This is a genomic window from Kaistia sp. UC242_56, assembly GCF_044452255.1.
In the GTDB taxonomy this organism is placed as follows: Bacteria; Pseudomonadota; Alphaproteobacteria; order Rhizobiales; family Kaistiaceae; genus Kaistia; species Kaistia defluvii_A.
On the sequence record NZ_JBIOAN010000002.1, the window covers coordinates 4,315,833 to 4,340,658 of the forward strand.

General features: G+C 65.8%; 24 protein-coding genes, 1 other RNA gene and 1 pseudogene. 12 read left to right on the forward strand and 14 right to left on the reverse strand.

Features of this window, described 5'->3' with window-relative positions; all coding sequences use genetic code 11:
* Positions 1-110: 110 nt before the first annotated feature.
* The 5 genes from ACHMWQ_RS23030 to ACHMWQ_RS23050 form a co-directional block, all read right to left on the reverse strand.
* Entirely contained in the window at positions 111-932 is an 822-nt protein-coding gene (locus ACHMWQ_RS23030) for a TIGR00282 family metallophosphoesterase (RefSeq protein WP_396309262.1), read from the reverse strand.
* Between the two features lie 19 nt (positions 933-951).
* A complete protein-coding gene (locus ACHMWQ_RS23035) occupies positions 952-1,524 on the reverse strand; it encodes a 5-formyltetrahydrofolate cyclo-ligase (protein ID WP_396309263.1) in 573 nt (190 codons plus the stop codon).
* A 33-nt stretch (positions 1,525-1,557) separates the two neighbouring features.
* Positions 1,558-1,717: non-coding RNA, 6S RNA (ssrS, locus tag ACHMWQ_RS23040), on the reverse strand.
* A 105-nt stretch (positions 1,718-1,822) separates the two neighbouring features.
* Positions 1,823-2,194: a cell division protein ZapA gene (locus ACHMWQ_RS23045; RefSeq protein WP_266330198.1), complete on the reverse strand. Its 372-nt coding sequence runs from the start codon at positions 2,192-2,194 to the stop codon at positions 1,823-1,825.
* A gap of 112 nt (positions 2,195-2,306) precedes the next feature.
* Entirely contained in the window at positions 2,307-2,633 is a 327-nt protein-coding gene (locus ACHMWQ_RS23050) for a DUF4164 domain-containing protein (protein WP_354551290.1), read from the reverse strand.
* Between the two features lie 241 nt (positions 2,634-2,874).
* Between ACHMWQ_RS23050 and tkt the strand changes: the two genes are divergently transcribed.
* From tkt to ACHMWQ_RS23080, 6 genes are all read left to right on the forward strand, one after another.
* Entirely contained in the window at positions 2,875-4,857 is a 1,983-nt protein-coding gene (tkt, locus tag ACHMWQ_RS23055; protein ID WP_354551292.1) for a transketolase, read from the forward strand.
* Positions 4,858-4,947: 90 nt separating this feature from the next.
* Entirely contained in the window at positions 4,948-5,955 is a 1,008-nt protein-coding gene (gene gap / locus ACHMWQ_RS23060; RefSeq protein WP_396309264.1) for a type I glyceraldehyde-3-phosphate dehydrogenase, read from the forward strand.
* A 112-nt stretch (positions 5,956-6,067) separates the two neighbouring features.
* Positions 6,068-7,267, forward strand: a complete 1,200-nt coding sequence (locus tag ACHMWQ_RS23065) for a phosphoglycerate kinase (protein ID WP_354551294.1) — start codon at positions 6,068-6,070, stop codon at positions 7,265-7,267.
* Positions 7,268-7,455: 188 nt separating this feature from the next.
* Positions 7,456-8,487: a class I fructose-bisphosphate aldolase gene (locus tag ACHMWQ_RS23070; protein ID WP_396309265.1), complete on the forward strand. Its 1,032-nt coding sequence runs from the start codon at positions 7,456-7,458 to the stop codon at positions 8,485-8,487.
* Positions 8,488-8,731: 244 nt separating this feature from the next.
* Positions 8,732-9,745 carry a flagellar motor protein MotA gene (locus tag ACHMWQ_RS23075; RefSeq protein WP_396309266.1) on the forward strand — a complete coding sequence of 338 codons (1,014 nt, stop codon included), beginning with the start codon at positions 8,732-8,734 and terminating at the stop codon, positions 9,743-9,745.
* Positions 9,746-9,748: 3 nt separating this feature from the next.
* Positions 9,749-10,777 (forward strand): peptidoglycan -binding protein, encoded by a 1,029-nt coding sequence (locus tag ACHMWQ_RS23080; protein WP_354551299.1) that lies wholly within the window; start codon positions 9,749-9,751, stop codon positions 10,775-10,777.
* A 193-nt stretch (positions 10,778-10,970) separates the two neighbouring features.
* Here ACHMWQ_RS23080 and ACHMWQ_RS23085 read toward each other — a convergent pair whose 3' ends face one another.
* Positions 10,971-12,773, reverse strand: coding sequence for an ABC transporter transmembrane domain-containing protein (locus ACHMWQ_RS23085; RefSeq protein WP_396309267.1), 1,803 nt, complete (start codon positions 12,771-12,773; stop codon positions 10,971-10,973).
* Positions 12,774-13,009: 236 nt separating this feature from the next.
* Here ACHMWQ_RS23085 and rpmE point away from each other — a divergent pair, with 236 nt between their 5' ends.
* The gene (rpmE, locus tag ACHMWQ_RS23090) at positions 13,010-13,234 is read left to right on the forward strand and encodes a 50S ribosomal protein L31 (RefSeq protein ID WP_266330388.1); all 225 of its coding nucleotides are present in this window, start codon (positions 13,010-13,012) and stop codon (positions 13,232-13,234) included.
* Positions 13,235-13,343: 109 nt separating this feature from the next.
* Here the strand turns inward: rpmE and ACHMWQ_RS23095 are convergent, their stop codons facing one another.
* Entirely contained in the window at positions 13,344-13,871 is a 528-nt protein-coding gene (locus ACHMWQ_RS23095) for a DUF1465 family protein (RefSeq protein ID WP_396309268.1), read from the reverse strand.
* Positions 13,872-14,109: 238 nt separating this feature from the next.
* On the reverse strand, positions 14,110-14,430 hold the full coding sequence (locus ACHMWQ_RS23100; RefSeq protein ID WP_396309269.1) for a DUF1192 domain-containing protein: 321 nt from the start codon (positions 14,428-14,430) through the stop codon (positions 14,110-14,112).
* On the opposite strand from ACHMWQ_RS23100, the pseudogene ACHMWQ_RS23105 reads away from it, so the two are divergent.
* From ACHMWQ_RS23105 to ACHMWQ_RS23125, 5 genes and pseudogenes are all read left to right on the forward strand, one after another.
* Positions 14,399-15,398: pseudogene (locus tag ACHMWQ_RS23105) on the forward strand (NAD(P)H-quinone oxidoreductase). The gene ACHMWQ_RS23100 and the pseudogene ACHMWQ_RS23105 overlap by 32 nt on opposite strands.
* Before the next feature lie 302 nt (positions 15,399-15,700).
* Positions 15,701-15,988 carry a hypothetical protein gene (locus ACHMWQ_RS23110; RefSeq protein WP_396309270.1) on the forward strand — a complete coding sequence of 96 codons (288 nt, stop codon included), beginning with the start codon at positions 15,701-15,703 and terminating at the stop codon, positions 15,986-15,988.
* Between the two features lie 218 nt (positions 15,989-16,206).
* A complete protein-coding gene (locus ACHMWQ_RS23115; RefSeq protein WP_354551306.1) occupies positions 16,207-16,929 on the forward strand; it encodes a cell cycle transcriptional regulator TrcR in 723 nt (240 codons plus the stop codon).
* Between the two features lie 453 nt (positions 16,930-17,382).
* Entirely contained in the window at positions 17,383-17,613 is a 231-nt protein-coding gene (rpsU, locus tag ACHMWQ_RS23120) for a 30S ribosomal protein S21 (RefSeq protein ID WP_018181327.1), read from the forward strand.
* 141 nt (positions 17,614-17,754) lie between these two features.
* Positions 17,755-18,660, forward strand: a complete 906-nt coding sequence (locus ACHMWQ_RS23125) for a tetratricopeptide repeat protein (RefSeq protein WP_396309271.1) — start codon at positions 17,755-17,757, stop codon at positions 18,658-18,660.
* Positions 18,661-18,709: 49 nt separating this feature from the next.
* On the opposite strand, the gene ACHMWQ_RS23130 is transcribed toward ACHMWQ_RS23125, so the two are convergent.
* From ACHMWQ_RS23130 to ACHMWQ_RS23155, 6 genes are all read right to left on the reverse strand, one after another.
* Positions 18,710-19,459 carry a DUF6065 family protein gene (locus tag ACHMWQ_RS23130; RefSeq protein WP_396309272.1) on the reverse strand — a complete coding sequence of 250 codons (750 nt, stop codon included), beginning with the start codon at positions 19,457-19,459 and terminating at the stop codon, positions 18,710-18,712.
* Between the two features lie 369 nt (positions 19,460-19,828).
* Positions 19,829-21,235 (reverse strand): NAD(P)(+) transhydrogenase (Re/Si-specific) subunit beta, encoded by a 1,407-nt coding sequence (locus ACHMWQ_RS23135; RefSeq protein WP_354551309.1) that lies wholly within the window; start codon positions 21,233-21,235, stop codon positions 19,829-19,831.
* A 10-nt stretch (positions 21,236-21,245) separates the two neighbouring features.
* Complete coding sequence (locus ACHMWQ_RS23140; protein WP_354551310.1) at positions 21,246-21,737, reverse strand: proton-translocating transhydrogenase family protein; 492 nt, start codon at positions 21,735-21,737, stop codon at positions 21,246-21,248.
* Between the two features lie 2 nt (positions 21,738-21,739).
* Complete coding sequence (locus ACHMWQ_RS23145; RefSeq protein WP_396309273.1) at positions 21,740-22,939, reverse strand: Re/Si-specific NAD(P)(+) transhydrogenase subunit alpha; 1,200 nt, start codon at positions 22,937-22,939, stop codon at positions 21,740-21,742.
* Positions 22,940-23,044: 105 nt separating this feature from the next.
* Entirely contained in the window at positions 23,045-23,170 is a 126-nt protein-coding gene (locus ACHMWQ_RS23150; protein WP_354551313.1) for an aa3-type cytochrome c oxidase subunit IV, read from the reverse strand.
* Between the two features lie 202 nt (positions 23,171-23,372).
* The gene (locus tag ACHMWQ_RS23155) at positions 23,373-24,728 is read right to left on the reverse strand and encodes an ABC1 kinase family protein (protein WP_396309274.1); all 1,356 of its coding nucleotides are present in this window, start codon (positions 24,726-24,728) and stop codon (positions 23,373-23,375) included.
* Between the last annotated feature and the right edge of the window lie 98 nt (positions 24,729-24,826).

The following is a 24,826-nucleotide window of genomic DNA, read 5'->3' on the forward strand; positions in this document are numbered from 1 at the left end:
GGAAACTCCTGCAGCATCGTCCGGCGGTATCGAGGCGAACCGCGCCCGGACGGAGCAAATCTGAAATGGGGGAAGCGTTTGCCTCTCCCATCACGGAATGACGATCGGCGTCAACCCCAGAAGGTCGGCAACCGCTCTTCGAGGACGCCGCCAATGGCCAGCGGCGAGACCGAGCGGGCGAGCCCCGTCGTGTCGTCGACGTCGACGGCCAGACCGCACAAGGTGGCGTTGCCGCCGGAGGGCTGGAACCGCCCGGACGGGATCTTGGTCAGGAAGCGGCGGACCGGCTCTTCCTTGTCCATGCCGAGCACGGAATCATAGTCGCCGCACATGCCGGCATCCGACTGGTAGGCGGTGCCGCCCGCCAGGATCCGGCAATCCGAGGTCGGCACATGGGTGTGCGTGCCCACGACGAGGGTGACGCGTCCATCGAGATGATGGCCGATCGCCTGCTTCTCGCTGGTCGCCTCGGCATGGAAATCGATGATGATCGCGTCGGCCTGCTCGCCGAGCGGACAGGCCGAGACCTCCCGGTCGATGGCGGCGAAGGGGTCGTCCAGCGCGTCCATGTAGATGCGTCCCATCGCGTTGACGACGAGGACCCGCGCGCCATTGCGAGCGATGAATAGGTTAGCGCCCCGCCCGGGCGTGCCCATGGGATAATTGACCGGGCGCAGGAACTGCGGCTGGCGCTCGCAGAACACCAGCGCCTCCCGCTGGTCGAAGGCGTGGTTGCCGGTGGTGATAACATCAGCGCCCGCATCCAGCACGTCGCGCACGATCTCCTCGGTGATGCCGAAGCCGCCTGCCGCGTTCTCGCCGTTGATGACGACGAAATCGAGCTTGTAGCGATCGATCAGACCCGGCAGCCTTTCGATGACGGCGTTTCGGCCGGAGCGTCCCACAATGTCGCCCAGAAATAGAAGTCGCACGCAGTTCCCTTTCGATCGGTCAGCCAGGCTTTGGCGCAGCGATCAGTTCGTCCTCGGTCAGGATGTAATCGAGGGGGATGTCGTGCGGCTCAAAGGGAACTTTGTCGACTTCCTGCACCGCGAAGGCAAGCCCAACCAGCAAAGGTTGCACGCCGGAAGCCACCAGCCCCGCGACCGCGCGATCATAATGCCCCTTGCCATAGCCGATGCGATGGCCGCGCCGGTCGAAGGCCGCGAGCGGCAGGATGACGATGTCGGGAACGACAAAGGGCGCCTCGGCCGATGGCCCGACCGTGCCGAAACCTGCCGGCTCAAGCGCGGCGCCCGCCTGCCAAAGGCGGAAACGCAGCGTCTCGGCATCGAGCAGCACGGGAAGCGCGATCGACGCGCCGGCGAGGCGCGCGCGCTCCAGCAACGGGCGCGGATCGGCCTCGCTGCGGATCGGCCAGTAGCCGGAAACGACATGGCCGGGCCGGTCGAACAGCGTTCCCGCCTGACGAAGCACCCGGTCCGCAGCCGCGGCGCGTGCGGACGAGTCGACGGCGTCGCGTCGGGCAAGGGCGGCGGCGCGAAGCTGGCTTTTGTTCGTCACGGCAACAGGGGAAGCTGGAAGAAAGGATAGGGTGGCGAGCCACGATGGGCCGATGGAGTGATCGATCCCAGGGAACCTACAGTGTAGGTGGGAGCCATATGACCGGAACCACGGCTCCAGTCAGGGACAGCCCCCGTTTGGATCGATAAGGCCCCGGGGAATTGTGAGCTCCTGTCGCACCGCGCAGTCTCGCCGAAACCAGATATAGGCGACCACATGCCGCTTAGCCAGCGCTCTCGACGCGATGTTCGCAGGAACCTGCTCGCGCGAGGCCGCGCGCGGACGTTCGAACGGCCGATCAGTCGCGCTTGTCGACGGCGACGAGCTTCTGCGCCAGCCCCTCGAGCCGCCCGGCCGCCTGCTCGATGGCGCGCGCGATGCTCGCCTCCGATTCCTCGAAGCGCGAGATCACCGCGGTCTTTGTCTCGTTGATGGCGGCAAGCTCCGCCTCCAGCCGGCGGATGCGCCGGTGCGCCTCGGCCAGGTCGTCGCCCATGGTGATGGCGGCCATGACCGTCAGGCGCTGGTCGCCGATCTCGCCGAAGCTCTGGCGCAACTGGCCGATGATCTCGTTCAGACGGTCGGCCAGGCCTTCGAGATGGGCCTCCTGCCCGTCATCGCAGGCCATGCGGTAGGTCTTGCCGTTAATCGTGACATTGACTTGCGGCATGGTCTCTCCCGTCAGGGCCGTCTCGCTGTTCCCAAAACTGGGAAGACGTCCCTAGCTGCTTGGTTGATCGCGTCTCGTCGCGCGGACCGGGTCCGGCGCTGCCCGAAACGCGTCAGTCGTGTCGTTCGAGCACGGAGCGAATCGTTTCCATGGCGGCGACGAGGCGGCGGGAAACTTCCTTGTTGGCTTCTTCCAGGCGCTCGGAGCGGGCTTCGGCCGCATCGACGGATTGCGCCAGGCGCGAGCGGTCCAGCCCGATGCGCTGCATTTCGTTCTCGATCTCGCCGAGCCGTGCGCCGGCGTTCAGCCGTCGATCGACGGCTCCCTCCAGCCCGTCCAGCGCCGCGCTCAAGCGCCGCAACGCACCGTCAATGGGCGACGCCCCTCGCATTGTGGCGGAATCTCCCTGATGCAGCCGGTCAGAAATCGTCCCGGACATTAGGCAGGCCCGAAACGGGGCGTCAATGGCCTACGCTCCGACGGGCATTTTCCGCGAATTTCCGGGATGCGCGCCGGTCGCGAAGGACGGTCACGAGATTGACTCACCAAGGTGGTCTGTTATTTGTCGCAGCGCCTTTCCGCGACGGTCCGGCGGCCGGGTACCTACCCCCACAGAACAACGAGGCCGCTCGCTGCTCGACAAGTGAGCAGTGGTCCGGCCCACAAGCGTGGAAGCAAAGATGACAGCTCCTGACACCCACAAGCGCATGGCAAACGCCATCCGTGCGCTCGCGATGGATTCGGTCGAAAAGGCCAAGTCCGGCCATCCCGGCATGCCGATGGGCATGGCCGATGTCGCCACGGTGCTGTTCACGCGCTTCCTGAAATACGACGTCGCCCAGCCGCATTGGCCCGACCGGGACCGCTTCATCCTGTCGGCCGGCCATGGCTCGATGCTGCTCTATTCCGTGCTGCACCTGCTGGGCTCCGAGGCTCTGCCGATCAGCGAGCTGCAGAATTTCCGCCAGCTTCATTCGAAGACGCCGGGTCATCCCGAGAACTTCGTGACGCCGGGCGTCGAGACGACCACCGGTCCGCTCGGCCAGGGCCTGGCCATGTCGGTCGGCTTCGCGCTCGCCGAGCGCATGCTGAACGCCGAATATGGCGACGACCTCGTCGACCACTACACCTATGTGATCGCGGGCGACGGCTGCCTGATGGAAGGCGTGAGCCACGAGGCGATCGACCTTGCCGGCCACCTGAAGCTGAACAAGCTGATCGTGCTGTTCGACGACAACGGCATCACCATTGACGGCCATACCGACCTCTCCACCTCGGTCGACCAGGTTGCGCGCTTCAAGGCGAGCGGCTGGAACGCCGAGCGCGTCGACGGCCTGGATCAGGAAGAAGTCGCCGCGGCCATCGAGCGCGCCCGCAATTCCGACCGCCCGACCATGATCGCCTGCAAGACGATCATCGGCTATGGCGCGCCGACCAAGGCCGACAGCCATGCCTCGCATGGCTCGGCGCTGGGCGACAAGGAAATCGCCGGTGCCCGCGAGGCGCTCGGCTGGCCCTATGCGCCGTTCGAGATCCCGGAAGACGTCTATGCCGACTGGCACAAGGCCGCTGCCGAACTGGCAGCGCCGCGCGCCGCCTGGGAAGCCCGCTTTGCCGCGGCCGACGCCGCCGTGCGTTCGGAATTCGAACGCCGCATGAAGGGCGAACTGCCGGCCGGCCTCGACGCCGCCGTCGACGCCTACAAGAAGAACCTGTCCGAGACCAAGCCGAAGGTCGCGACCCGCAAGTCGTCCGAGATGGCGCTGGACATGCTGGCCACCGTTCTGCCGGAACTGGCCGGCGGCTCGGCCGACCTGACCGGCTCCAACCTGACCCGCGCGAAGATCCAGATCCCGCTGACGCCGGACGATTATGCCGGCCGCTACATACATTACGGCATCCGCGAATTCGGCATGTCGGCGGCGATGAACGGCATCGCGCTGCATGGCGGCTTCATCCCGTATGGCGGCACCTTCCTGGTCTTCACCGACTATGCCCGCCCGGCCATCCGCCTGTCGGCGCTGATGGGTGAGCGCGTCATCTATGTCATGACGCATGACTCGATCGGCCTCGGCGAGGACGGCCCGACCCACCAGCCCGTCGAGCATGTCGCGGCGCTGCGGGCGATCCCGCATCTGCGCGTCTTCCGTCCGGCCGACGCGGTCGAGACGGCGGAAGTCTGGCAGATCGCCGTCGAGAGCCCGCACAATCCTTCCGTGCTGGCCCTGTCGCGCCAGAACCTGCCGACGCTGCGCACCGAGCACGTCTCGGAAAACAAGTCGGCCAAGGGTGCCTACCTGCTGGCCGGTCCCGACAATGCCGACGTGACGCTGTTCGCGACCGGTTCGGAAGTCGAGATCGCCATGAACGCCAAGGCGAAGATCGAGGAAGCCGGCCGCACGGCCCGCGTCATCTCGGTTCCGAGCTTCGAGCTGTTCGAAGAGCAGGATGACGCCTACAAGGCGTCGATCCTCGGTAATTCGAAGGTTCGCGTCGGCATCGAGGCGGCGATCCGCCTCGGCTGGGACCGTTTCATCGGCGTCGACGGCATCTTCATCGGCATGAACGGCTTCGGCGCCAGCGCGCCGGCCGACAAGCTCTACGAATATTTCGGCATAACGGCCGAGCATGCCGCCGAGGCGGCGCTGGCACGGCTGAAGTAAGCCGAGCCGGAACCCTGAACTGAACCCCGGCCGGGCACGCGCCCGGCCGAAACGGACGAAGGCGCGTCACGCGCTTCAAGGAGATCGAATATGGCGGTGCGGGTTGCTATCAATGGCTTCGGCCGAATTGGCCGGAACATCCTTCGTGCGATCGTCGAGTCGGGCCGGACCGACATCGAAGTCGTCACGGTCAACGATCTCGGCCCGGTCGAGACCAACGCCCACCTGCTCCGCTTCGATTCGGTCCATGGCCGCTTCCCGCATGAAGTGATCGTCGACGGCGACACGCTGGTCATCGGCAAGAGCCGGATCAAGGTCACCGCGATCCGCAACCCGGCCGAGCTGCCGCACAAGGAGCTCGACATCGACATCGCGCTCGAGTGCACGGGCATCTTCACGACCCGCGACAAGGCTGCCGCTCACCTCACGGCCGGGGCCAAGCGCGTCATCGTCTCGGCTCCCTGCGACGGCGCCGACTACACCGCCGTGTTCGGCGTCAACCATGAGGGCCTCACCAAGGACCACCTGGTGATCTCGAACGGTTCCTGCACCACAAACTGCCTGGCGCCGGTCGCCAAGGTCCTGCAGGAGACGGTCGGTATCAAGCACGGCTACATGACGACGGTGCATTCCTACACCGGCGACCAGCCGACGCTCGACACGATGCACAAGGATCTCTACCGCGGCCGCGCCGCCGCCCTTTCGGCCATCCCGACCTCGACCGGCGCCGCCAAGGCGATCGGCCTGGTGATCCCGGAACTGAAGGGCAAGCTCGACGGCAGCGCCATCCGCATCCCGACGCCGAACGTCTCGCTGATCGACCTCAAGATCGTCGCCGAGCGCAACACGACGGTCGACGAGATCAACGCGGCGATGAAGACCGCGGCTGCCGGCCCGCTCAAGGGCGTGCTCGCGATCACCGACCAGCCGAACGTCTCGCACGATTTCAACCACGACCCGCACTCCTCGACGTTCCACCTCGACCAGACCAAGGTCATCGAGGGCAACTTCGTCCGCGTGCTGGCCTGGTACGACAATGAGTGGGGCTTCTCGAACCGCATGGCCGACATGACGGCCTATTTCGCCAAGACGATTTAATCGAGACGATTTGATCCGGCGAAACCAGATCAGCTAGAACCAGATGGCCCGGACGATCTCCGGGCCATTTTCACATTGAAGGGCGATCCACGCCCTGTAGGAGAGAGCGCGCATGTCGACCTTCCGGACCCTCGATACCGCCGACGTCAAGGGCAAGCGCGTCCTGATCCGCGTCGACCTCAACGTCCCGATGAAGGACGGCATGGTCAGCGACGACACGCGCATCCGCGCCATCCTGCCGACCGTCCGCGACGTGACGAAGCGCGGCGGCAAGGCGATCCTGCTGGCGCATTTCGGCCGCCCCAAGGGCGAGCGCGTCGCGGAGATGACGCTGCGCCCCGTCGTGCCCGCGCTGGAGACGCTGCTCGGCCGTCCGGTCGCCTTCGCCAATGACAGCATCGGCAATGACGCGGCCGCCGCGATCGCCAAGATGTCGGACGGCGACGTGCTGCTTCTGGAGAACACCCGCTTCCACAAGGGCGAGGAGAAGAACGATCCGATCTTCACCAGCGCGCTCGCCGAACTGGGCGACATCTATGTGAACGACGCCTTCTCGGCCGCGCACCGCGCCCATTCCTCGACCGAGGGCCTTGCCCACCAGCTGCCGGCCTATGCCGGCCGCGCCATGCAGGCCGAGCTCGAGGCGCTCGAGAAGGCGCTGACCAGCCCGCAGCGCCCGGTGATCGCCGTCGTCGGCGGCGCCAAGGTCTCCTCCAAGATCGAGCTGCTCGAAAACCTCGTCACCCAGGTCGACGCGCTGGTGATCGGGGGCGGCATGGCCAACACCTTCCTGCACGCCCAGGGCTATTCGATCGGCAAGTCGCTCTGCGAGAAGGACCTGGCCGACACCGCGCGCCGGATCCTGATCAAGGCGCAGGAATCCAACTGCGCCATCATCCTGCCGGTCGATGCGACCGTCGCCTATCACTTCCAGGCGCACACGCCGACCCAGACCTATGGCATCGACGCCATCCCGGATGACGGCATGATCCTCGACGTCGGCGCGCTGTCGGTCGCCCGCATCAATTCCGCCATCGACGAAGCGGCGACGCTGGTCTGGAACGGCCCGCTCGGCGCCTTCGAGATGGAGCCGTTCGACCGCGGCACGGTCGAGGTGGCCCGCCACGCGGCCCAGCGCACCAAGGCCGGCAAGCTGCTGTCTGTGGCCGGCGGCGGCGATACCGTAGCCGCGCTGAACCATGCCGGCGTCAGCGAAGATTTCACCTATGTCTCCGCGGCGGGCGGCGCGTTTCTCGAATGGCTGGAAGGCAAGCCCCTCCCCGGCGTCGAAGTGCTGCGCCGGAACGGCTGAGTATCCCGCACTGCAACAGCAGACGGTTCCGCTCTTTGCGATAATTTGATCTGTAAAATTAAACAACTTCCGAGCTTTAGCGGCTCGGAAACGTTTAATTTTGCAGTGCAAAACCTAACCCGACGCGCTATGCAGCCTACGGGCGGCCTGGACGGTCCAGGTCCGCGTTTGGGAAGAGATCGCTCCGCATGACCGAAGGCCTTCAGGATATTGCCCGTCGTCTCGTCGCACCCGGAAAGGGCATTCTCGCGGCGGATGAAAGCTCGAGCACGATCAAGAAGCGTTTCGATGGGATCGCTCTCGAATCGACGGCGGACAGCCGTCGCGACTATCGCGAAATGCTGTTCTCGGCCGATACGGCGATGCGCGAGCACATTTCGGGCGTCATCCTGTTCGACGAGACGATCCGCCAGTCCGCCCGCGACGGCCGGACGCTGGTCGAACTGATCCAGGCCAATGGTTCGATTCCCGGCATCAAGGTCGACATGGGCGCGAAGCCCCTCGCCTTCTATCCCGGCGAGACGGTCACCGAAGGCCTGGACGGCCTGCGCGAACGGCTGGTCGAATACTACAAGCTGGGCGCGCGCTTCGCCAAATGGCGCGGCGTGATCACCATCGGCGCGAACCTGCCGACCCCGGGCGCGCTTTCCGCCAATGCGCATGCGCTCGCCCGCTATGCCGCGCTCTGCCAGGAAAACGGCATCGTCCCGATCGTTGAGCCGGAAGTCCTGATGGACAATCCGAACGCCACCCACACGATCGAGACCTGCCAGAAGGTCACGGAGGCGACGCTCGAGGCCGTGTTCGACGAACTGGAAAAGGCCCGCGTCGACCTGACCGGCATGATCCTCAAGCCGAACATGATCGTGCCCGGCAAGGATAGCGGCCAGAACGCCGCCCCGTCCGAGGTTGCCGAGCGGACCGTCGCCGCGTTCCACGCAACCGTGCCGACCAGCGTTCCGGGCATCGCCTTCCTGTCGGGTGGCCAGTCCGACGTGCTGGCGACCGAGCATCTGTCGCTGATCAACCAGATCCCGAACCGCCCCTGGAAGATCACCTTCTCCTACGGCCGCGCGCTCCAGGCAGCCGCCCTCAAGGCCTGGGCCGGCAAGCCGGAGAACGTCGCCGCGGGGCAGCACGCCTTCCTGCATCGGGCGCGAATGAACGGCCTCGCCTCGCTCGGCGAGTGGACGGCGGAGTTGGAGCGTCAGGCCGATTGAGCGCCGGGCGCAAATGACGGAGGGGAAAGCGTCTTCCGCTCGCGCCGCGACGCGTTAAGGACTTTCTATCCTCCGTCAAATCACGTTAAACCTTGATCACCGGAGTGCGACGCGGCCTGCCGCGCCGCACGCTGGGAAAGGACTTGGCACTCTCGATCCGAGACTTGGCAGTTCGGCCAGCGCAAGCATCTGGTGGCGGGACATGCGGAGCGAAACGAGACGCAGCGTGATCCGGCGGAGAACGATGGCAAGAGACTTCGACCCTTACAAACTTGCCAGCCCACAGGTCTATCTGTGGCGGATGATCATCTTCCTGATCATCGCCGCCTTCGTGGCGCTGATCCTCTACCGCCAGGTCTACACCTCCTTCCTTGCCAACCCGGCCCTGAACGGCGTCATCATCGGCGTGCTGTTCATCGGCATCCTGCTGGCCTTTCGCCAGGTCATCCGGATCTTCCCGGAAATCCGCTGGGTCAACGGCTTCCGCAATGCCGACCGCTCGATCGAGATGGACCGCGCGCCGGTTCTACTGGCGCCGATGGCCGCCATCCTCGGCGACCGCATCGGCCGTATGTCGATCTCGACCCAGACCATGCGTTCGGTCCTCGATTCGATCCTGATGCGCCTGGACGAGGACCGCGACACCTCGCGCTACCTGACCGGCCTGCTGATCTTCCTCGGCCTCCTCGGCACCTTCTGGGGCCTGCTGGAGACGGTCGGCGCGGTCGCCGACGCGATCCGCAGCCTGAATGTCGGCACGGGCGACAGCTCCGTCATCTTCGAGGACCTGAAGTCCGGGCTCGAAGGACCGCTGAAGGGCATGGGAACGGCGTTCTCGTCCTCGCTGTTCGGCTTGGCCGGATCGCTGATCCTGGGCTTCCTCGACCTGCAGGCCGGACAGGCGCAGAACAAGTTCTATACCGAGCTGGAAGACTGGCTCTCGACGGTCACCGACCTTGATCCGAGCATGCTCGACGTTCGCGAAGGCGCGGCTTCCTCGGGCGAGGACCTGCGCGTCGCCATCGAACGGCTGACGGCTGCCGTGCATGAAGGCGGCGGCGGCTCCGGCGGGTCGACGCAGCGTGCCACGGCCGCGATGGCCAATCTGGCCGAAGGCATCCAGGGCCTGGTGCAGCACATGCGCAGCGAGCAGCAGGTCGTGCGCGGCTGGGTCGAGCAGCAGGCCGACCAGCAGCGCGAGATGCAGCAATTGCTGGAAGTGATCGCCAAGGCCCTCAAGCAGCCGGCCGGGGAGTAGGCGGTGGCCGTTCGCGGACGCCGACGCGAGGCCAGGAGCGATGTCTGGCCGGCCTTTGTCGACGTGTTGTCGAACCTCCTGCTCGTCTTCATCTTCCTGCTGTCGATCTTCGCGCTGCTGCAATTCCTGCAGACCCGCGAGATCACCGGCAAGGACACGGTGCTGAACCGTCTGAACGGCCAGATCGCCGAATTAACCGAGCTGCTGGCCATGGAACGGGCGGGCAAGCAGGATGCCGCCGACCAGCTAGCGAGCCTGCAGGCGAGCCTCGCCTCGGCCGAGGCCGAGCGCGACCGGCTGAAAGGCGCGGCGGATACGTCGACCGCGGCGGCCGGCTCCGCCGAGGGCCAGATCGCCATCATCACCAAGGCGCTCGAAAACGAGAAGGTCGTCAGCCAGAAGGCTCTGTCGCAGGTCGAGATCCTCAACCAGCAGATCGCCGCCCTTCGCCGCCAGATCGGCGCGCTGGAAGAGGCGCTCGGCGCTTCGGAAAAGCGCGATACCGAGAGCCAGACGAAGATCGCCGATCTCGGCCGCCGCCTGAATGTGGCGCTGGCGCAGCGCGTGCAGGAACTGTCGCGCTATCGCTCCGACTTCTTCGGCCGCCTGCGCGAGATCCTCGGCAACCGGCCGGATATCACCGTCGTCGGCGACCGGTTCGTCTTCCAGTCCGAAGTGCTGTTCCCGTCCGGCTCGGACGAAATCAACGACGAAGGCCGCGTCGAGATGACCAAGCTCGCCGATGCGCTCAAGGTGCTGGAGGGCGAGATCCCGCCCGAGATCGCCTGGGTCCTGCGCGTCGACGGCCACACCGACGCCCGTCCACTTTCCGGGTCCGGCCGCTATCGCAACAACTGGGAACTGTCGGCTGCCCGCGCCATCGCGGTGGTGCGCTTTCTGGTCGACCAGGGCGTCCAGCCGATCCATCTGGTCGCGGCCGGCTTTGGCGAGTTCCAGCCCTTGGTCCAGGGCAATGACGACGCCGCCTACGCGCGCAACCGCCGCATCGAGCTGAAGCTCACCGAGCGGTAGGCGCGCTCTGACAGCGACCGAGAAATCAGGTCGCCCGGGCCAGCCCTCCGCCGTCATCCTCGCGCAAGCGAGGATCCATGCAGCCGGAGCGCTGGAGATGGCCTCCCGACCGCGCGGCTGCATGGATCCCGGGTCAAGCCCGGGATGACGCCAAATTGGGTCACCGAGCACGCGTCTCGTCGCCGACTGAGGCTCAGGCGGCGTCTTCGCGGAACTGCAGGCGGGCGAGCCTCGCATAGAGGCCGCCATGGCGCACGAGGGCCTCGTGCGTGCCTTCCTCGACGATGGCGCCACCCTCCATGACCAGGATGCGGTCGGCCTTGAGGATCGTCGCCAGGCGGTGGGCGATGACGATCGTCGTGCGGCCGACCATCAATTCGTCCAGCGCATCCTGAACGGCGACTTCGCTCTCGGCGTCGAGCGCCGAGGTCGCCTCGTCGAGTAGCAGGATCGGCGCGTCCTTGAGGATGGCGCGGGCAATCGCAATGCGCTGGCGCTGGCCGCCGGAAAGCGTCACGCCGCGCTCGCCGAGTTCGGTCTCGTAGCCCTCCGGCAGTGTCGCTAGGAACGCGTCGGCATGGGCGGAGACGGCCGCCCGCTTGATCGCGTCGCGGTCGGCGCCGGGGCGGCCGATGCCGATATTCTCAGCCGCACTCGCAGCGAACACCACCGTATCCTGCGGCACGATGGCGATATGGCTGCGCAAGGCGACGGGATCGAGATCGCGGATATCGACGCCATCCACCGTCACGCGGCCCTGCTGCGGATCGTAGAAGCGCAGCATCAGGTTGAAGAGCGTGCTCTTGCCGGCCCCGGACGGACCGACCACGGCGACGCGTTCACCCGGCTCGACGCGGAAGCCGATATGGCGGATCGCCGGGCCCCGCCCGCCTTCGGGATAGGCGAAGCCGACATCCTCGAACGCCACGGCGCCCCGGACAGGCTCGGCCAGTCGCCGCGGCTTCGAAGGTGCGGCGATCGACGGCTTCTCGGCCAGGATTTCGGCCAGCCGCTCCGCGGCGCCGGTCGCGTTGGAAATGTCGCCCCAGACCTGCGACAGCTCGCCGAGCGCACCGGCACCGATCACCGCATAGATCAGGAACTGGCCGAGCGTGCCCGGCGTCATCCGGCCGGCCATGACGTCCTGCGCGCCCCACCAGAGCACGGCGACCATGCTGGCGAACACCATGAAGATGCCGAAGCCGGTCAGCGCCGCGCGGGCGACCGTCGAATTGCGCGCCGCGACAAAGGCGCCCTCGACGCTTTCGGCGAATCGCCGCGCCACCGTCGCCTCGGCTGTGAAGGCCTGGACGATGCGGATCGCCCCGACCGCTTCCGAGGCATAGGCGGAGGCATCCGCCAGCAGGTCCTGCGCCTTGCGCGAGCGCAGCCGGACGCGGCGGCCGAAGCCGACCAGCGGCAGTACGACGATCGGCAGCGCGATCAGCACGAGGCCGGAAAGCTTGGGGCTGGTGACGATCATCATCGCCACGCCGCCGATGAACATCACCAGATTGCGCAGTGCGATCGAAATGCTGGCGCCGGCGACCGACTTGATCTGCGTCGTGTCTGCTGTGAGACGCGAGGCGATCTCGCCGGAACGGTTGCGGTCGAAGAAATCGATGCCGAGGGCTGAAAGATGGCGGAAAACGTCGGCCCGGAGGTCGGCGACGACGCGCTCGCCGAGCCAGGTGACGAAATAGAAGCGCAGGCTGGAAGCGGTGGCCAATACCGCGACGACGCCGATCAGCGCCATGAAATAGACGTTGATCGTGCCGGCATTGTCGGCGGTAAAGCCGTGGTCGATCATGCGGCGGACGGCCAGCGGCACGGTCAGGGTTGCCAGCGCCGCCATCACCAGCGCGAGGATCGCGCCGACCAGCTGCGGCTTGCGGCGCAGCACATAGGGCCGCAGCATGGCCAGCGGCCGCAGCGAGCGGCGTCCAGTCTTGGCAGCGCCCGCGGCGTCGCTCGGTATCGCGTCTCGGTCCGCCATCGGCACCCGTCTCAGTCATTCCCGGAGGCGATCGCCTCGATGGCGCCTAGATGCACCGACGGCGGCAGTGTTTCAAGGCAAGCCGCCTCTTGTGCCGGCCGGAACGCTGGGCTATATCGTCGCCCCACAGGACGGCCGGTCGCAAGCAGCCGTTTTCCCCATTGATCAGGACGGCGCTTCCGCTTCGGCGGGCGACGACCATGCGGTCCAACGGACCGAGCCGCGAGGACCAGACGATGAAGAATGGCATTCATCCCGACTACCACACGATCAAGATCGTGATGACGAACGGGACCGAATATTTGACCAAGTCGACCTATGGCGAAGAAGGTTCGGTCATGAACCTCGACATCGACCCGTCGACGCACCCGGCCTGGACCGGCGGCAACCAGACCCTGCTCGACCGCGCCGGCCGCGTCTCGCGCTTCAACAACAAGTTCAAGGGCTTCATGGGCAGCTAATTCGCCCGTTCGAAGTACTGGAATAAGAAAACCCCGGTCATTGGCCGGGGTTTTTGTTTGCCTGGAAGTTGGCTGTCGACAGGGCTGCTACCGCTGAAGCGCCGGGCGCCTATTCGCCGCCCGAGCCGAACGCGCGCGCCAGCTGGCCGAGCTGGCGGCTGACCGGGTTCTCGGCCGGCTCCTCGGCATTGGCGACGTTGTACATGGCATCGTCGAGGCGGATGACGCGCTCCTGCAGCCGCACCGAATGCTCGATCAGCTCGCGCAGGCGCACCGGCAGGTCCTGCCAGTTCGGCCCCTCGGTCAGCGTGCCGAAGCCGCGCAGCCGCACCTTGGCCTTTTCCGTGCCCGCCTGCTCGAAGGTCATCTCGCCCTCGTTGACGGCCCGCTGCAGCAGCAGCCAAGAGGCGATTTGCATCAGCCGGGTCGTCAGCCGCATCGATTCGGTGGCGTAGGTGAGCGAGGCGGCGCGCGGGAGGTCGCGTGATTCGGCCCGGCCGTCGCCGTCCAGATAGGCCGCCGTCTCTTCGACGAGCAGCATCCCTTCCCGGAAAAGGCCACGGAAAGTGTCCGAAAACGCAAACCGCCTGCCGAAAACGACCGGCGGATCGATTTGCCCAGGGCTATCGTCTGTCATGAAGCCATTCCGCTGCGCAGCCGTGCTCGTCCACCAGGGGCAAGCGGGGCGCAAGTTTTCCGGATTTTGACTCCTGCGAACCCGGAAGTCAAAAAAAGAGCCGCGATGAACGGCTCTTGTGAGGCGACAGAGGGAGGAGACCAACAGAACGCTTCAGTCACATCCAGATCGCTGGATCGCCTCATTAAGGCTCCCGAAACCTTAACGAGCCGTTAACGCCGCCGTGGCGCTCCGTCCCTCACGTCTTGAAGAAGGAAGAAGCCGCCTCGCGCGACGCCGTCTTGGCGGCGATCGCCTCGCGCAGCCGCGCGATTTCGCCCTCCATCAAGGCGATGCGGTCGGTCAGTTCATCGATCGAAAGCCGCCCCAGATCCTCGCCGATCCGATGCGGCGACGGCTTTTCCACCGGGACGTCGTCGAAAAGGGCCATGATGCGCTCCACTCGTTTTTGGGTCCCGCCTGGTCCAAAGATAGCAAGATTGAATCGGCCTTTGCCAGTCAGGGCGCCGAAGTCCAAGGAGACGTTGATGAACGCTGTTCCCGAAACCATGACCGCCATCGCCATTTCCGAGCCGGGCGGGCCGGACGTTCTGCAGCCGACCCAGCGCCCCGTGCCGCACCCGTTCGAGCACGAGATCCTGATCCAGGTGGCGGCGGCCGGCGTCAACCGGCCGGATGTGGCGCAGCGGCAGGGGCATTATCCGCCGCCCAAAGGCGCCTCCGACCTGCCGGGCCTGGAAGTCGCCGGCCATGTCGTGGCGCTCGGCCGCAATGTCACGCGCTTCGCCATCGGCGATACCGTGACGGCGCTGGTCGCCGGCGGCGGCTATGCCGAATATGTCGCCGTCCACGAGACCAATGCCCTCCCCGTCCCCAAGGGTCTGAGTCTGGTCGAGGCGGCCGCCCTGCCCGAAACCTTCTTCACCGTCTGGCACAATGTCTTCGAGCGCTGCGGCCTGAAGGCGGGCGATGTCTTCCTCATGCATGGCGGCACGTCCGGCATCGGCACCACGGCGATCCAGCTGGCCAAGGCGTTCGGCGCCACCGTGCTGGCGACGGCCGGATCGGCCGAGAAATGCGCCGCCTGCGTCGAGCTCGGCGCCAGCCACGCCATCAACTACCATACGGAGGATTTCGTCAGCGTCGTAAAGGCGGTGACCGAGGGCCACGGCGCCGACGTCATCCTCGACATGGTGGGCGGCGACTATATCGAGCGCAATTTCGACGCCGCCGCACTGGACGGCCATATCGGCCAGATCGCCTTCCTGAACGGGCCGATCGCCGACGTGAACTTTACCCGCCTGCTCGCCAAGCGCCTGACCCTGACGGGATCGACGCTGCGCCCGCGCACGATCGCCTTCAAGGCGGGCATTGCCCGCGCGCTCCAGGAAAAAGGTGTGGCCCCTCATCGAGCGCCGCGAGCTCCTGCCGCGGATCGATGCCACCTTCCCGCTGCTGCAGGCCGCGGAAGCGCATCGGCGGATGGAGAGCTCCGGCCATATCGGCAAGATCGTCCTGACCGTCTGAGTGACCCGGCCGCGCCCCTCCCGCGCGAAAATGGTTCGTCCGCTGAAACCAGAGCGGGCGAGAGTCGTTGCCCCTCTGGGGAGCGTCGAAGTTCGCCGGCGCTGCCAAGCGTAACATCGGTGGCTCCCCGTCGAGATCCGCTGGATAGAGGCTGAGAATCGGCGGGCTTACGCCCTTGATCAGCCTCCATGCAGTAGATTTCGAGACCGCGTAAAACGTAACCCATCGTTTCCTCTTCTTGGAAGGGGACGATTCGATGTAAGATTGCGCTTGTCGGTGCAACACGCACCCCGGAGGACAACATGCAACGCCAAAATACTTGGGTTTGGGTCGTCGTCGTCATCATCGTTCTGGTGATCGCCTATTTCTGGTGGAAATCCCGCACGCCCGTCGCGCCGCCCACGCCGGCAGCCGTCGAGCAGTCGACGCCGGCCCCCGCCCCGGCTACCCCGGCTCCGGAACCCGCGAAGCCTGCTGAGCCCGCTCCGGCCCCGGCGCCCGCGCCGTCGACCCCTGAGCCGGCTCCGGCTACCCCTGCTCCGGCCACCCCGGCCCCGGCAACGCCGGCTCCGGCGACCCCCGCCCCGTAATTCTGCGGCGGGCGAACGCAAGATTGCCGGATGCGACCACGGTCGCATCCGGCTTTTGTCGTCGATCGAGGGATCGGGAAAGGCCAGCTTGGCGTTTCCCTCGGCAAGCATTGTTTGCGTCGGGAAAGGCACCGGTCTATATATCGGCCCATTCCCGTCATTCAGACGATTGCTCTGCTCCTCCGGCCGACCACCGGGAGAGCGACCAGGAGAGAATTATGTCGACTATCCCGCTGATGCCAAAGGCAACCGCCGTATGGCTCGTCGAGAATACCTCTCTCGGCTTCGACCAGATCGCCGATTTCTGCAAGCTTCACCCACTCGAAGTGAAGGCAATCGCCGACGGCGAGGCTGCCCAGACGATCAAGGGCCTCGATCCTGTAACGACGGGCCAGCTGACGCGCGAGGAAATCGACCGCGCCCAGAAGGATCCGAAGTACCGGCTGAAGATGGCAGAGACGCGCGTCCGCGTGCCCGTGCAGAAGCGCAAGGGTCCGCGCTACACGCCGGTGTCGCGCCGTCAGGATCGCCCCAACGCCATTCTCTGGCTGCTGCGCAACCACCCGGAGCTGAAGGACGCCGCGATCATGCGTCTGGTCGGTACGACCAAGCCGACGATCGATTCGATCCGCGGCCGCAGCCACTGGAATTCCACCAATCTGACGCCGTCCGACCCGGTCATGCTCGGCCTGTGCTCGCAGATCGACCTCGATTTCGAAGTCGAGAAGGCCGCCAAGAACGCGCCGCCGCGTGAAATCGGCGCCGAGGGCGAGACCCTGCTGCCGACGGAAGAGACGACCGCCGCCGACGCCCTGGCCTCGGCTGCCCTGCGCTCCTATCGCCAGGAAGAGCCGCAGGACGACGAGTTGGACGCCGACGCCGTCTTTGCCAAGCTCAAGTCGCTGAAGGGCCCCGTCGACGAGGACGAAGACGAGGCCTGATCCCGGGCCACGCGGCCGGATGGAGGGGGCTCCCACAGCCGCCCCGCCCCTTAGCCGGCGCCTGAGAGATGCCGACATAAAGGCCTCGCCCACCGGGCGGGGCCTTTTCTTTTGCCCGCGGCAACGATTCCTCGAGGCGGGCGCGATATGCGATTGCGACTCACTCGCGAAGAATTGCTTCCAGCGCCGGATTCTGCTTGAATCAGCCTTGTGGCGGCCTCTAGCGCTCGCGGATTCCGGGCTCTCGTTCCCGGAACGCGGGCCAAAAAGCCACGCTGACCCGGCGAAAACGAGAATTTACCTTGTTTCGGCGGCTCTCCGCTTTGACATCGCCTCCCCCCTTCTGCTATGAGAGCGACCACAATTGGGACGGTGTTGATAAGCGGCTTTTGTCGCCCTGCCTCGTCTCCCCCGAGATTTCATCCGGACCGGATCAAGATAGGACGCTCCCGCGTGCAGGTACTCGTTCGCGACAATAACGTCGATCAGGCGCTCAAGGCTCTCAAGAAGAAGATGCAGCGTGAAGGCATCTTCCGTGAGATGAAGCTGCGCAACTTCTACGAGAAGCCCTCGGAGAAGAAGGCACGCGAGAAGGCGGAAGCCGTCCGTCGTGCTCGCAAGCTGGCTCGCAAGCGCGCCCAGCGCGAAGGCGGCATCGTCGCGGCTCCCAAGCCGAAGCGTTGATAAGCCGGGGCGTCGCCCTGCTTTCGCCTGCTTTTTCGCTTTGAAGTTCAGAGGTGACGAGCCCGTTGTTTCGGGCTCGTTTCCTTTTGTTTTCTTGCGCCCTTTCCATTCGCCATGGGCGCCCGTTTGGGAGCTACGCTCATGATGGCGCTCGGCAGGTTTTCATCCGCGAGCCCGGCCTCGACCGCGATCGGCAGCCAGGCGCTTGCCTTGAGGTCGATGGGCGGATTGGCGCAGCGGCCGCTCTGGGTCGCGCTCGCCGGCGCGCTGGCGCTCGCAGGCTGCCAGACGGCATCCAACGTTCATGACTTCGACGATGTCGACCGCGCCATGGGCTCGGAAGCGAACATCTCGTCGCTCAGTTCGGTCGTGAACCAGAATCCCAGCGACGCCTCGGGCTACAATGTGCGCGGCACGGCGCTCGGCCGCGCGGGTCGTTACGACCAGGCGCTCGCCGACTTCAACCGCGCCATCGAGATCAATCCGGGCTTCTACCAGGCCTATTCGAACCGGGCCCTCGTCCAGCGCAAGCTGAACCAGAACGGCCAGGCGCTGTCGGACTATAATCGTTCGATCGAGATCAATCCGAGCTACAACGAAGCCTATGTCGGCCGCGGCAATCTCTATCGCTCGCAGGGCCAGATCGACATGGCGCTCGCCGATTTCTCCAAGGCGATCGAGCTCGAGCCGACGGATCCCAAGGCCTACAACAATCGCGCCCTGATCTATCAGGGCCAGGGCCGCCACAACGATGCCATCGCCGATTTCACCGCGTCGATGACCTATGCGCCGAACGCGGTCGCCCCGCATCTCGGCCGTGGCCTGTCCTATCTCGCGACCGCCGACTACAAGGCTGCGCTCGACGACTTCAACGCCGTCGTCCGTCGCGACAAGGACAATTACCAGGGCTGGACCAATCAGGGCCTGGCGCTGGAGAAGCTGGGCGAGCGCGACGCGGCCTACGCCGCCTTCAACCGCGCCCATACGCTCAATTCCGGCTACGCCCCGGCCCGCGACGGCATGCGCCGCACGGCCCCCGCCAGCTAGGCCGACATCGGGCGGGGACCGCTCGGAGCCCCGCCTGCGGTCGCGACGGCTAGTCTGGCTGGACGTCCGGATCCTCGAAGGGCTTCAGCCGAAGCCGGGTCAGGTGGTCGCCCGGCGCCGCGCGCTCATCAAATACATCCGTGCCGCGCCGGTAATTTCCGGGCCATTTCTGCCGCCGCTCGGGTGAATCGGGATCCTTCAGCGCCTGCTGGAACACGCCCCGCCTCTCGCCCCATTGCCTCATGTATTCGGCAAGTTCGGGATCGTCGGAGAGCTTTCTCTTTTCCGGCTCGAAGCTCTCCAGTTCGCCCCGCTTCACGGGAACGATCTGGCAGATCGGCTGCCCCTTCCTGAACCGGACGGCGAAATTCGGCCGGGTCAGCTGCCAGTTCATCGAGACGACGGTCGAGGCCCAATCCATCTCGACGATTCCGGTAAGCGGCGACACGCCGTCGACCGGATTGTTCGGCGGGGCCTGGATGATCAGGTCGTAGCCCGGCTCGGTCCGGAACACGGCCGGCACCTTGTAGGTGATGATTCCAGCGCCGAAGAAGCTGAGGATGACGCCGTTCGTATCCTCGTCCTCGAGAATGGCGACGCAATCCTTGTTGGCGCCGCCGTTCCAGATCGCCGTGAAGCTCACGGGCGACAGGATCTCCCAACCATGCATGTTCGCCATCAGCAGCGGCAGGCAGCCATAGGCGTAGCGTTCGAAATAAGCATCCATCCAGGCGCGGTTCGGCCGCGCCGGCCGGATGTCGAGCTCGTGGCCGTCCAGCACATAGGCGATGAGCTTCATGCTTGCCTGGTCGCTTTCATCCGACTTGGTTCCCGATGGCCGTCAGCGATCGGATCGCGGCATCTGATGCATGGTCCGTCCGGACGACGGACCATGCAAAGCGATTAGCTTGACGTCCAGATGACGGGCGATGTCGCCGCGACGATTGGGCCGATCTTCGAACGCTTGGACAGGACAGGCGGAACGTAAGGCTTGCGATCAGTCATCCATGGACCCCCATTGGGTTTGAATCGCCCCCGGCAAGCAGCCTGAAGAAAGCCCTCCCCTACGTCAACCCTTCCGGCCGCAAGGACCTTGGCGCTTCGGACGTGCCAACGCAAAAAGGCCGCCCGGAGGCGGCCTTTTCGAGATATTGCATCGGCCTGAAGATCAGCCGAGCGACTTGACGATGTTCTCGACCATCTTCTTGGCGTCGGCGAAGAGCATCATCGTGTTGTCCTTGAAGAACAGCTCGTTCTCGACGCCGGCATAGCCCGAGCCCATGCCGCGCTTGATGAACAGCACCGTGCCGGCCTTCTCGACGTCGAGGATCGGCATGCCGTAGATCGGCGAGGTCGGATCCGTCTTCGCGGCCGGGTTGGTCACGTCGTTGGCGCCGATGACGAAGGCGACGTCGGCCTGGGCGAATTCCGAATTGATGTCCTCGAGCTCGAAGACCTCGTCATACGGAACGTTTGCCTCGGCCAGCAGCACGTTCATGTGGCCCGGCATGCGGCCCGCCACCGGATGGATGGCGTACTTGACCTCGACGCCCTCCGCCTTGAGCTTGTCGGCCATTTCGCGCAGCGCGTGCTGGGCCTGGGCGACCGCCATGCCGTAGCCCGGCACGATGATGACCTTCGACGCGTTCTTCATGATGAAGGCCGCGTCTTCGGCCGAGCCCTGCTTGACCGGGCGCTGCTCGACCGCGCCGCCGCCGGCGGGGCCCGCCGTCTCGCCACCGAAGCCGCCGAGAATGACGGAGATGAACGAGCGGTTCATGCCCTTGCACATGATGTAGGAAAGGATCGCGCCCGACGAGCCGACCAGCGCGCCGGTGATGATCAGCGCCGTGTTGCCCAGCGTGAAGCCGATGCCGGCCGCTGCCCAACCCGAATAGGAGTTGAGCATCGACACGACGACGGGCATGTCCGCGCCGCCGATCGGGATGATGATCAGGCCGCCGAGAACCAAGCTGACGATCACGATCAGCCAGAAGATCAGGTGGCTTTCCGTGAACACCAGCGCGACGACCAGCGCTACCAGAAGGATGAACAGGCCGGCATTGGTGAAATGACGGCCGGGCAGCAGGATCGGCTTGCCCGACATGTTGCCGTTCAGCTTGGCGAAGGCGATGACCGAGCCGGTGAAGGTGATCGCGCCGATGGCGACGCCGAGCGACATCTCGACCAGCGCCTGGCCATGGATGTGGCCGATATCGCCGATGCCGAAGGCGGCCGGGGCATAGAGCGCCGCAGCCGCCACCATGACGGCGGCGAGGCCGACCAGCGAGTGGAAGGCGGCGACCAGCTGCGGCATCTGCGTCATGGCGATACGGCGGGCGATGATCGCGCCGGCGCCGCCGCCAATGGCGAGGCCGACGATGATCAGGCCCCAGGCCGTGCCGCTCTTGGGCGCGGCCAGCACGAGCGTCGTGAGGATCGCGATCCCCATGCCGACCATGCCGTACAGATTGCCCTGGCGCGAGGTTGCCGGGCTCGAAAGCCCGCGCAGCGCCATGATGAACAGCACGCCGGAGACGAGGTAGAGCAGCGCCGTGATATTTGCGGTTGTCATCGGCGCGGCCTCACTTCGTCTTTTTCTTGTACATGGCGAGCATGCGACTGGTGACGAGGAAGCCACCGAAGATGTTGACGCTGGCGAGGATCAGGGCGACGAAGCCGAAGCCCTGCGCCCAGGCATGGCCGGAGGCAGCGGCCGCATCGACCGCCGCATCGACGCCGACCGCGAGCAGCGCGCCGACGACGATGACCGAGGAGATCGCGTTGGTGACCGACATCAGCGGCGTATGCAGCGCCGGCGTCACCTGCCACACGACGTAATAGCCGACGAAGATCGCCAGCACGAAGACCGAGAGGCGGAAGACGAAGGGGTCGATGGCCCCGCCGGAAACCGCATGGGCGACGGCGCCGGCGACATCGCCAAGCCCGCCGGCCGCCTGGTCGGCATAGATCTGCGCGGCAGCGGCAGCTTCCTGCGCGGCGCTCGCCGCGGCGCTTGCGGCGTCGGCAGCAGACTTGGCGGCGCTAGCCGCCTGATCGGGCGTAAGACTTGCCATGTTCAGCTGGCCCCCTGCTCAGCAACGAGAATCGGCTTCGGCTCTTCGACCGGCACGGGCGCCGGCGCGTCCTTCGGCCTGAAGGCCGGATGGACGACGGCGCCGTCGCGCGTCAGCACGGTCGCCTTGACCAGCTCGTCGTCCCAGTTGACGGACACGGTCTTGGCGGCCTTGTCGATCAGCGTCTCGACGAAGGCGAACAGGTTCTTGGAATAAAGCTGCGAGGCGGTCGCGGCGATGCGGCCCGCGACGTTCAGGTGGCCGACGATCTTCTTGCCGTCGACAATAGCGACCTCGCCGGGCTTGGCGCCCTCAACATTGCCGCCGCGCTCGACCGCGAGATCGACCAGAACCGATCCGGGCTTCATCGAAGCGACCATGGCGGCCGAGACGAGGCGGGGCGCGGCGCGGCCGGGGATCAGGGCCGTCGTGATGACGATGTCCTGCTTCTTGATGTGCTCGGCGACGAGGGCCGCCTGCTTGGCCTGGTATTCGGCCGACATCGGCTTGGCGTAGCCGGCGGCGGTTTCGGCCTGCTTGAACTCGTCATCCTCGACGGCGACGAACTTGGCGCCCAGCGATTCCACCTGCTCCTTGGCGGCGGGGCGGACATCGGTCGCCGTCACCACGGCGCCGAGACGGCGGGCGGTTGCGATGGCCTGCAGGCCGGCGACGCCGGCGCCCATGACGAAGATGCGGGCGGCCGGCACGGTGCCGGCGGCGGTCATCATCATCGGCAGGGCGCGGTCATATTCATAAGCCGCGTCGATCACGGCCTGGTAGCCGGCGAGGTTGGCCTGGCTCGACAGGATGTCCATGACCTGGGCGCGCGTGATGCGCGGCATGAACTCCATGGCGATCGCCGTCACGCCGGCGCCGGCCATGGCGACGACATCCTGCTCATGGCCATAGGGGTCCATGGTCGCGACGATCAGCGCGCCGCGCTTGTAGTTTGGCAGCTCCTCGGCGAGGGGCCGGCGAACCTTGAGCACGATATCCGCATCGCGCACGGCATCGGCGGCGGAAGCCGCGATGGTCGCGCCGGCAGCGGCATACTCGGCATCGGGAATGCGCGAGGCGACACCGGCGCCAGACTGCACCGACACCTCGGCGCCCAGCGCGATGAACTTCTTTACCGTCTCAGGCGTCGCGGCAACGCGGCTTTCCAGCCCGTCCACCTCCGCCGGCACACCAATCTTCATGGCGTTTTCCTATGGAGCGGCGGGCCTCGCAATGTGCCCGCTCAGTCAAGTCGTCGGGTATCGCGACATCCGGCAGCCAGGCTGCCGGATGAGTCTATGTCGAACTCAGACCAGGAAAATCGCCATCAGCACCAGGATCACCACGCAGGCGATCGTGCCGTATTTGGTCAGGCCGGTGAAGAACGCATAGGTTCTCTCATGTTCCGGGTAGTCCATCGGGCTATCTGACATGGTGCATCCATCCTTCAGCGCAAACCAAACGTGAGCGGCCTTTACAACACTTGGGCAGGCCGGGCAATCCGCCATCGCCACCATAGCAAGGACCGGGCCTCGCCATACTCTAGCGGTGCTGAAAAACGGCGATTGGGCGTGATGTCGCAGGCGGAGGGGCAAACAAGCCCCTACCCCGCCAACCGATGTCGCGAGAAAGGGCTCAGGCCAGGCCGACCCCGCCCAGCGCCGCCTTCTGGCGGTGATCGAGCATGTCGCGGTCGAAACCGTCGATGGTTTCGGCGAACAGGCGATGGAAGTTCATTTCCGCCTTCAGGTGCAGGAACACCGAACCGAGCCCGACGGCGGCGCGGTCCATGAACACGAATTCCCGCGGCACCGTCACCGGCCCCTTCTCCCGCAGCACCTGATGCACCTGGAACGCTTCGCGGCGGCCATATTCCGAAGGCGCCACGCCATCGGCGATGGTGCGGACGCGATCGTCGATCAGCGGCCCATAGATGAAGCGCGCCCATATGTTGAGCGCCTCGATCAATTCGTTCGAAAGACCGGCAAAGCCCCAGATCTCATAGGCCGAGACGATCCGGTCGCGGTCGTTGTCGCGCAGCCCGTGGAACAGGTCGACCACGCCGGCGACGAACTTGGCCGGGAAGATGCGCACGCAGCCATAATCGAGCAGGTTGATGCCGGCGGCCTCGCCCGCCTCGTTCTCGAACACGGTGTAGTTGCCCAGATGCGGATCGCCATGGATCACGCCATAGCGGGCAAAGGGCGACCACCAGGCATTGAACATGGCGGTGGCGATGCGGTTGCGCTCGTCGAGCGGCCGGTCGCGATAGTCGAGCAGCCGGTTGCCGTCGAGCCATTGCATGGCGAGCAGCCGGTTGGTCGAGAGCGCCGGCTCCACCTCCGGCACGCGCACCAGCGTCTCGCCGTCGAGCATGATCTTGTAGAGCAGCGCGTGGCGCGCCTCGCGACCATAGTCCAGCTCTTCGCGGATGCGGTTGCCGATCTCCTCGAAGATCTCGCTGGTGTCGATCGCCTTGTCGATCCGGCGATAGACCGAGAACAGGATCTTCAGCTGCGAGAGGTCGGCTTCGACGGCCGACTGCATGTCGGGATATTGCAGCTTGACCGCCAGCGCCTTGCCATCCCCGGCGATGGCGCGATGCACCTGGCCGAGCGAAGCGGCCGCGGCCGGCGCATGCTCGAAAAGCTGGAAGCGCTTTTCCCAGTTCGGACCGAGCTCCGCCTGCATGCGCCGCTTGACGAAGGGCCAGCCCATCGGCGGCGCATTGGCCTGCAACTGCGACAGTTCCTCGGCATATTCCGGCGGCACGAGGTCGGGCACGGTCGAGAGGATCTGCCCGACCTTCATCAACGGCCCCTTCAGCCCGCCGAGCGCGGCGGCCAGCTCCGACGCATTCTTGCCTTTGTCGAGGGAGCTGCCGAACAGCCGCGCCCCCGCCACCTTGGCCGCGACGCCGCCGACATTCACGCCGACGCGGGCATAGCGGGAGAGGCGGCCGGTAAGACGGTTGCGTTCGGAATCGGACATGGGGGCAAGCTCTCTCGGGAAGGAGACGCGAAGGGAAGCGTGCCCCTAAGATGCGGTGCCGAAAGCCATAAGCAAGCCGACGCCCGAAAAACCCGCCG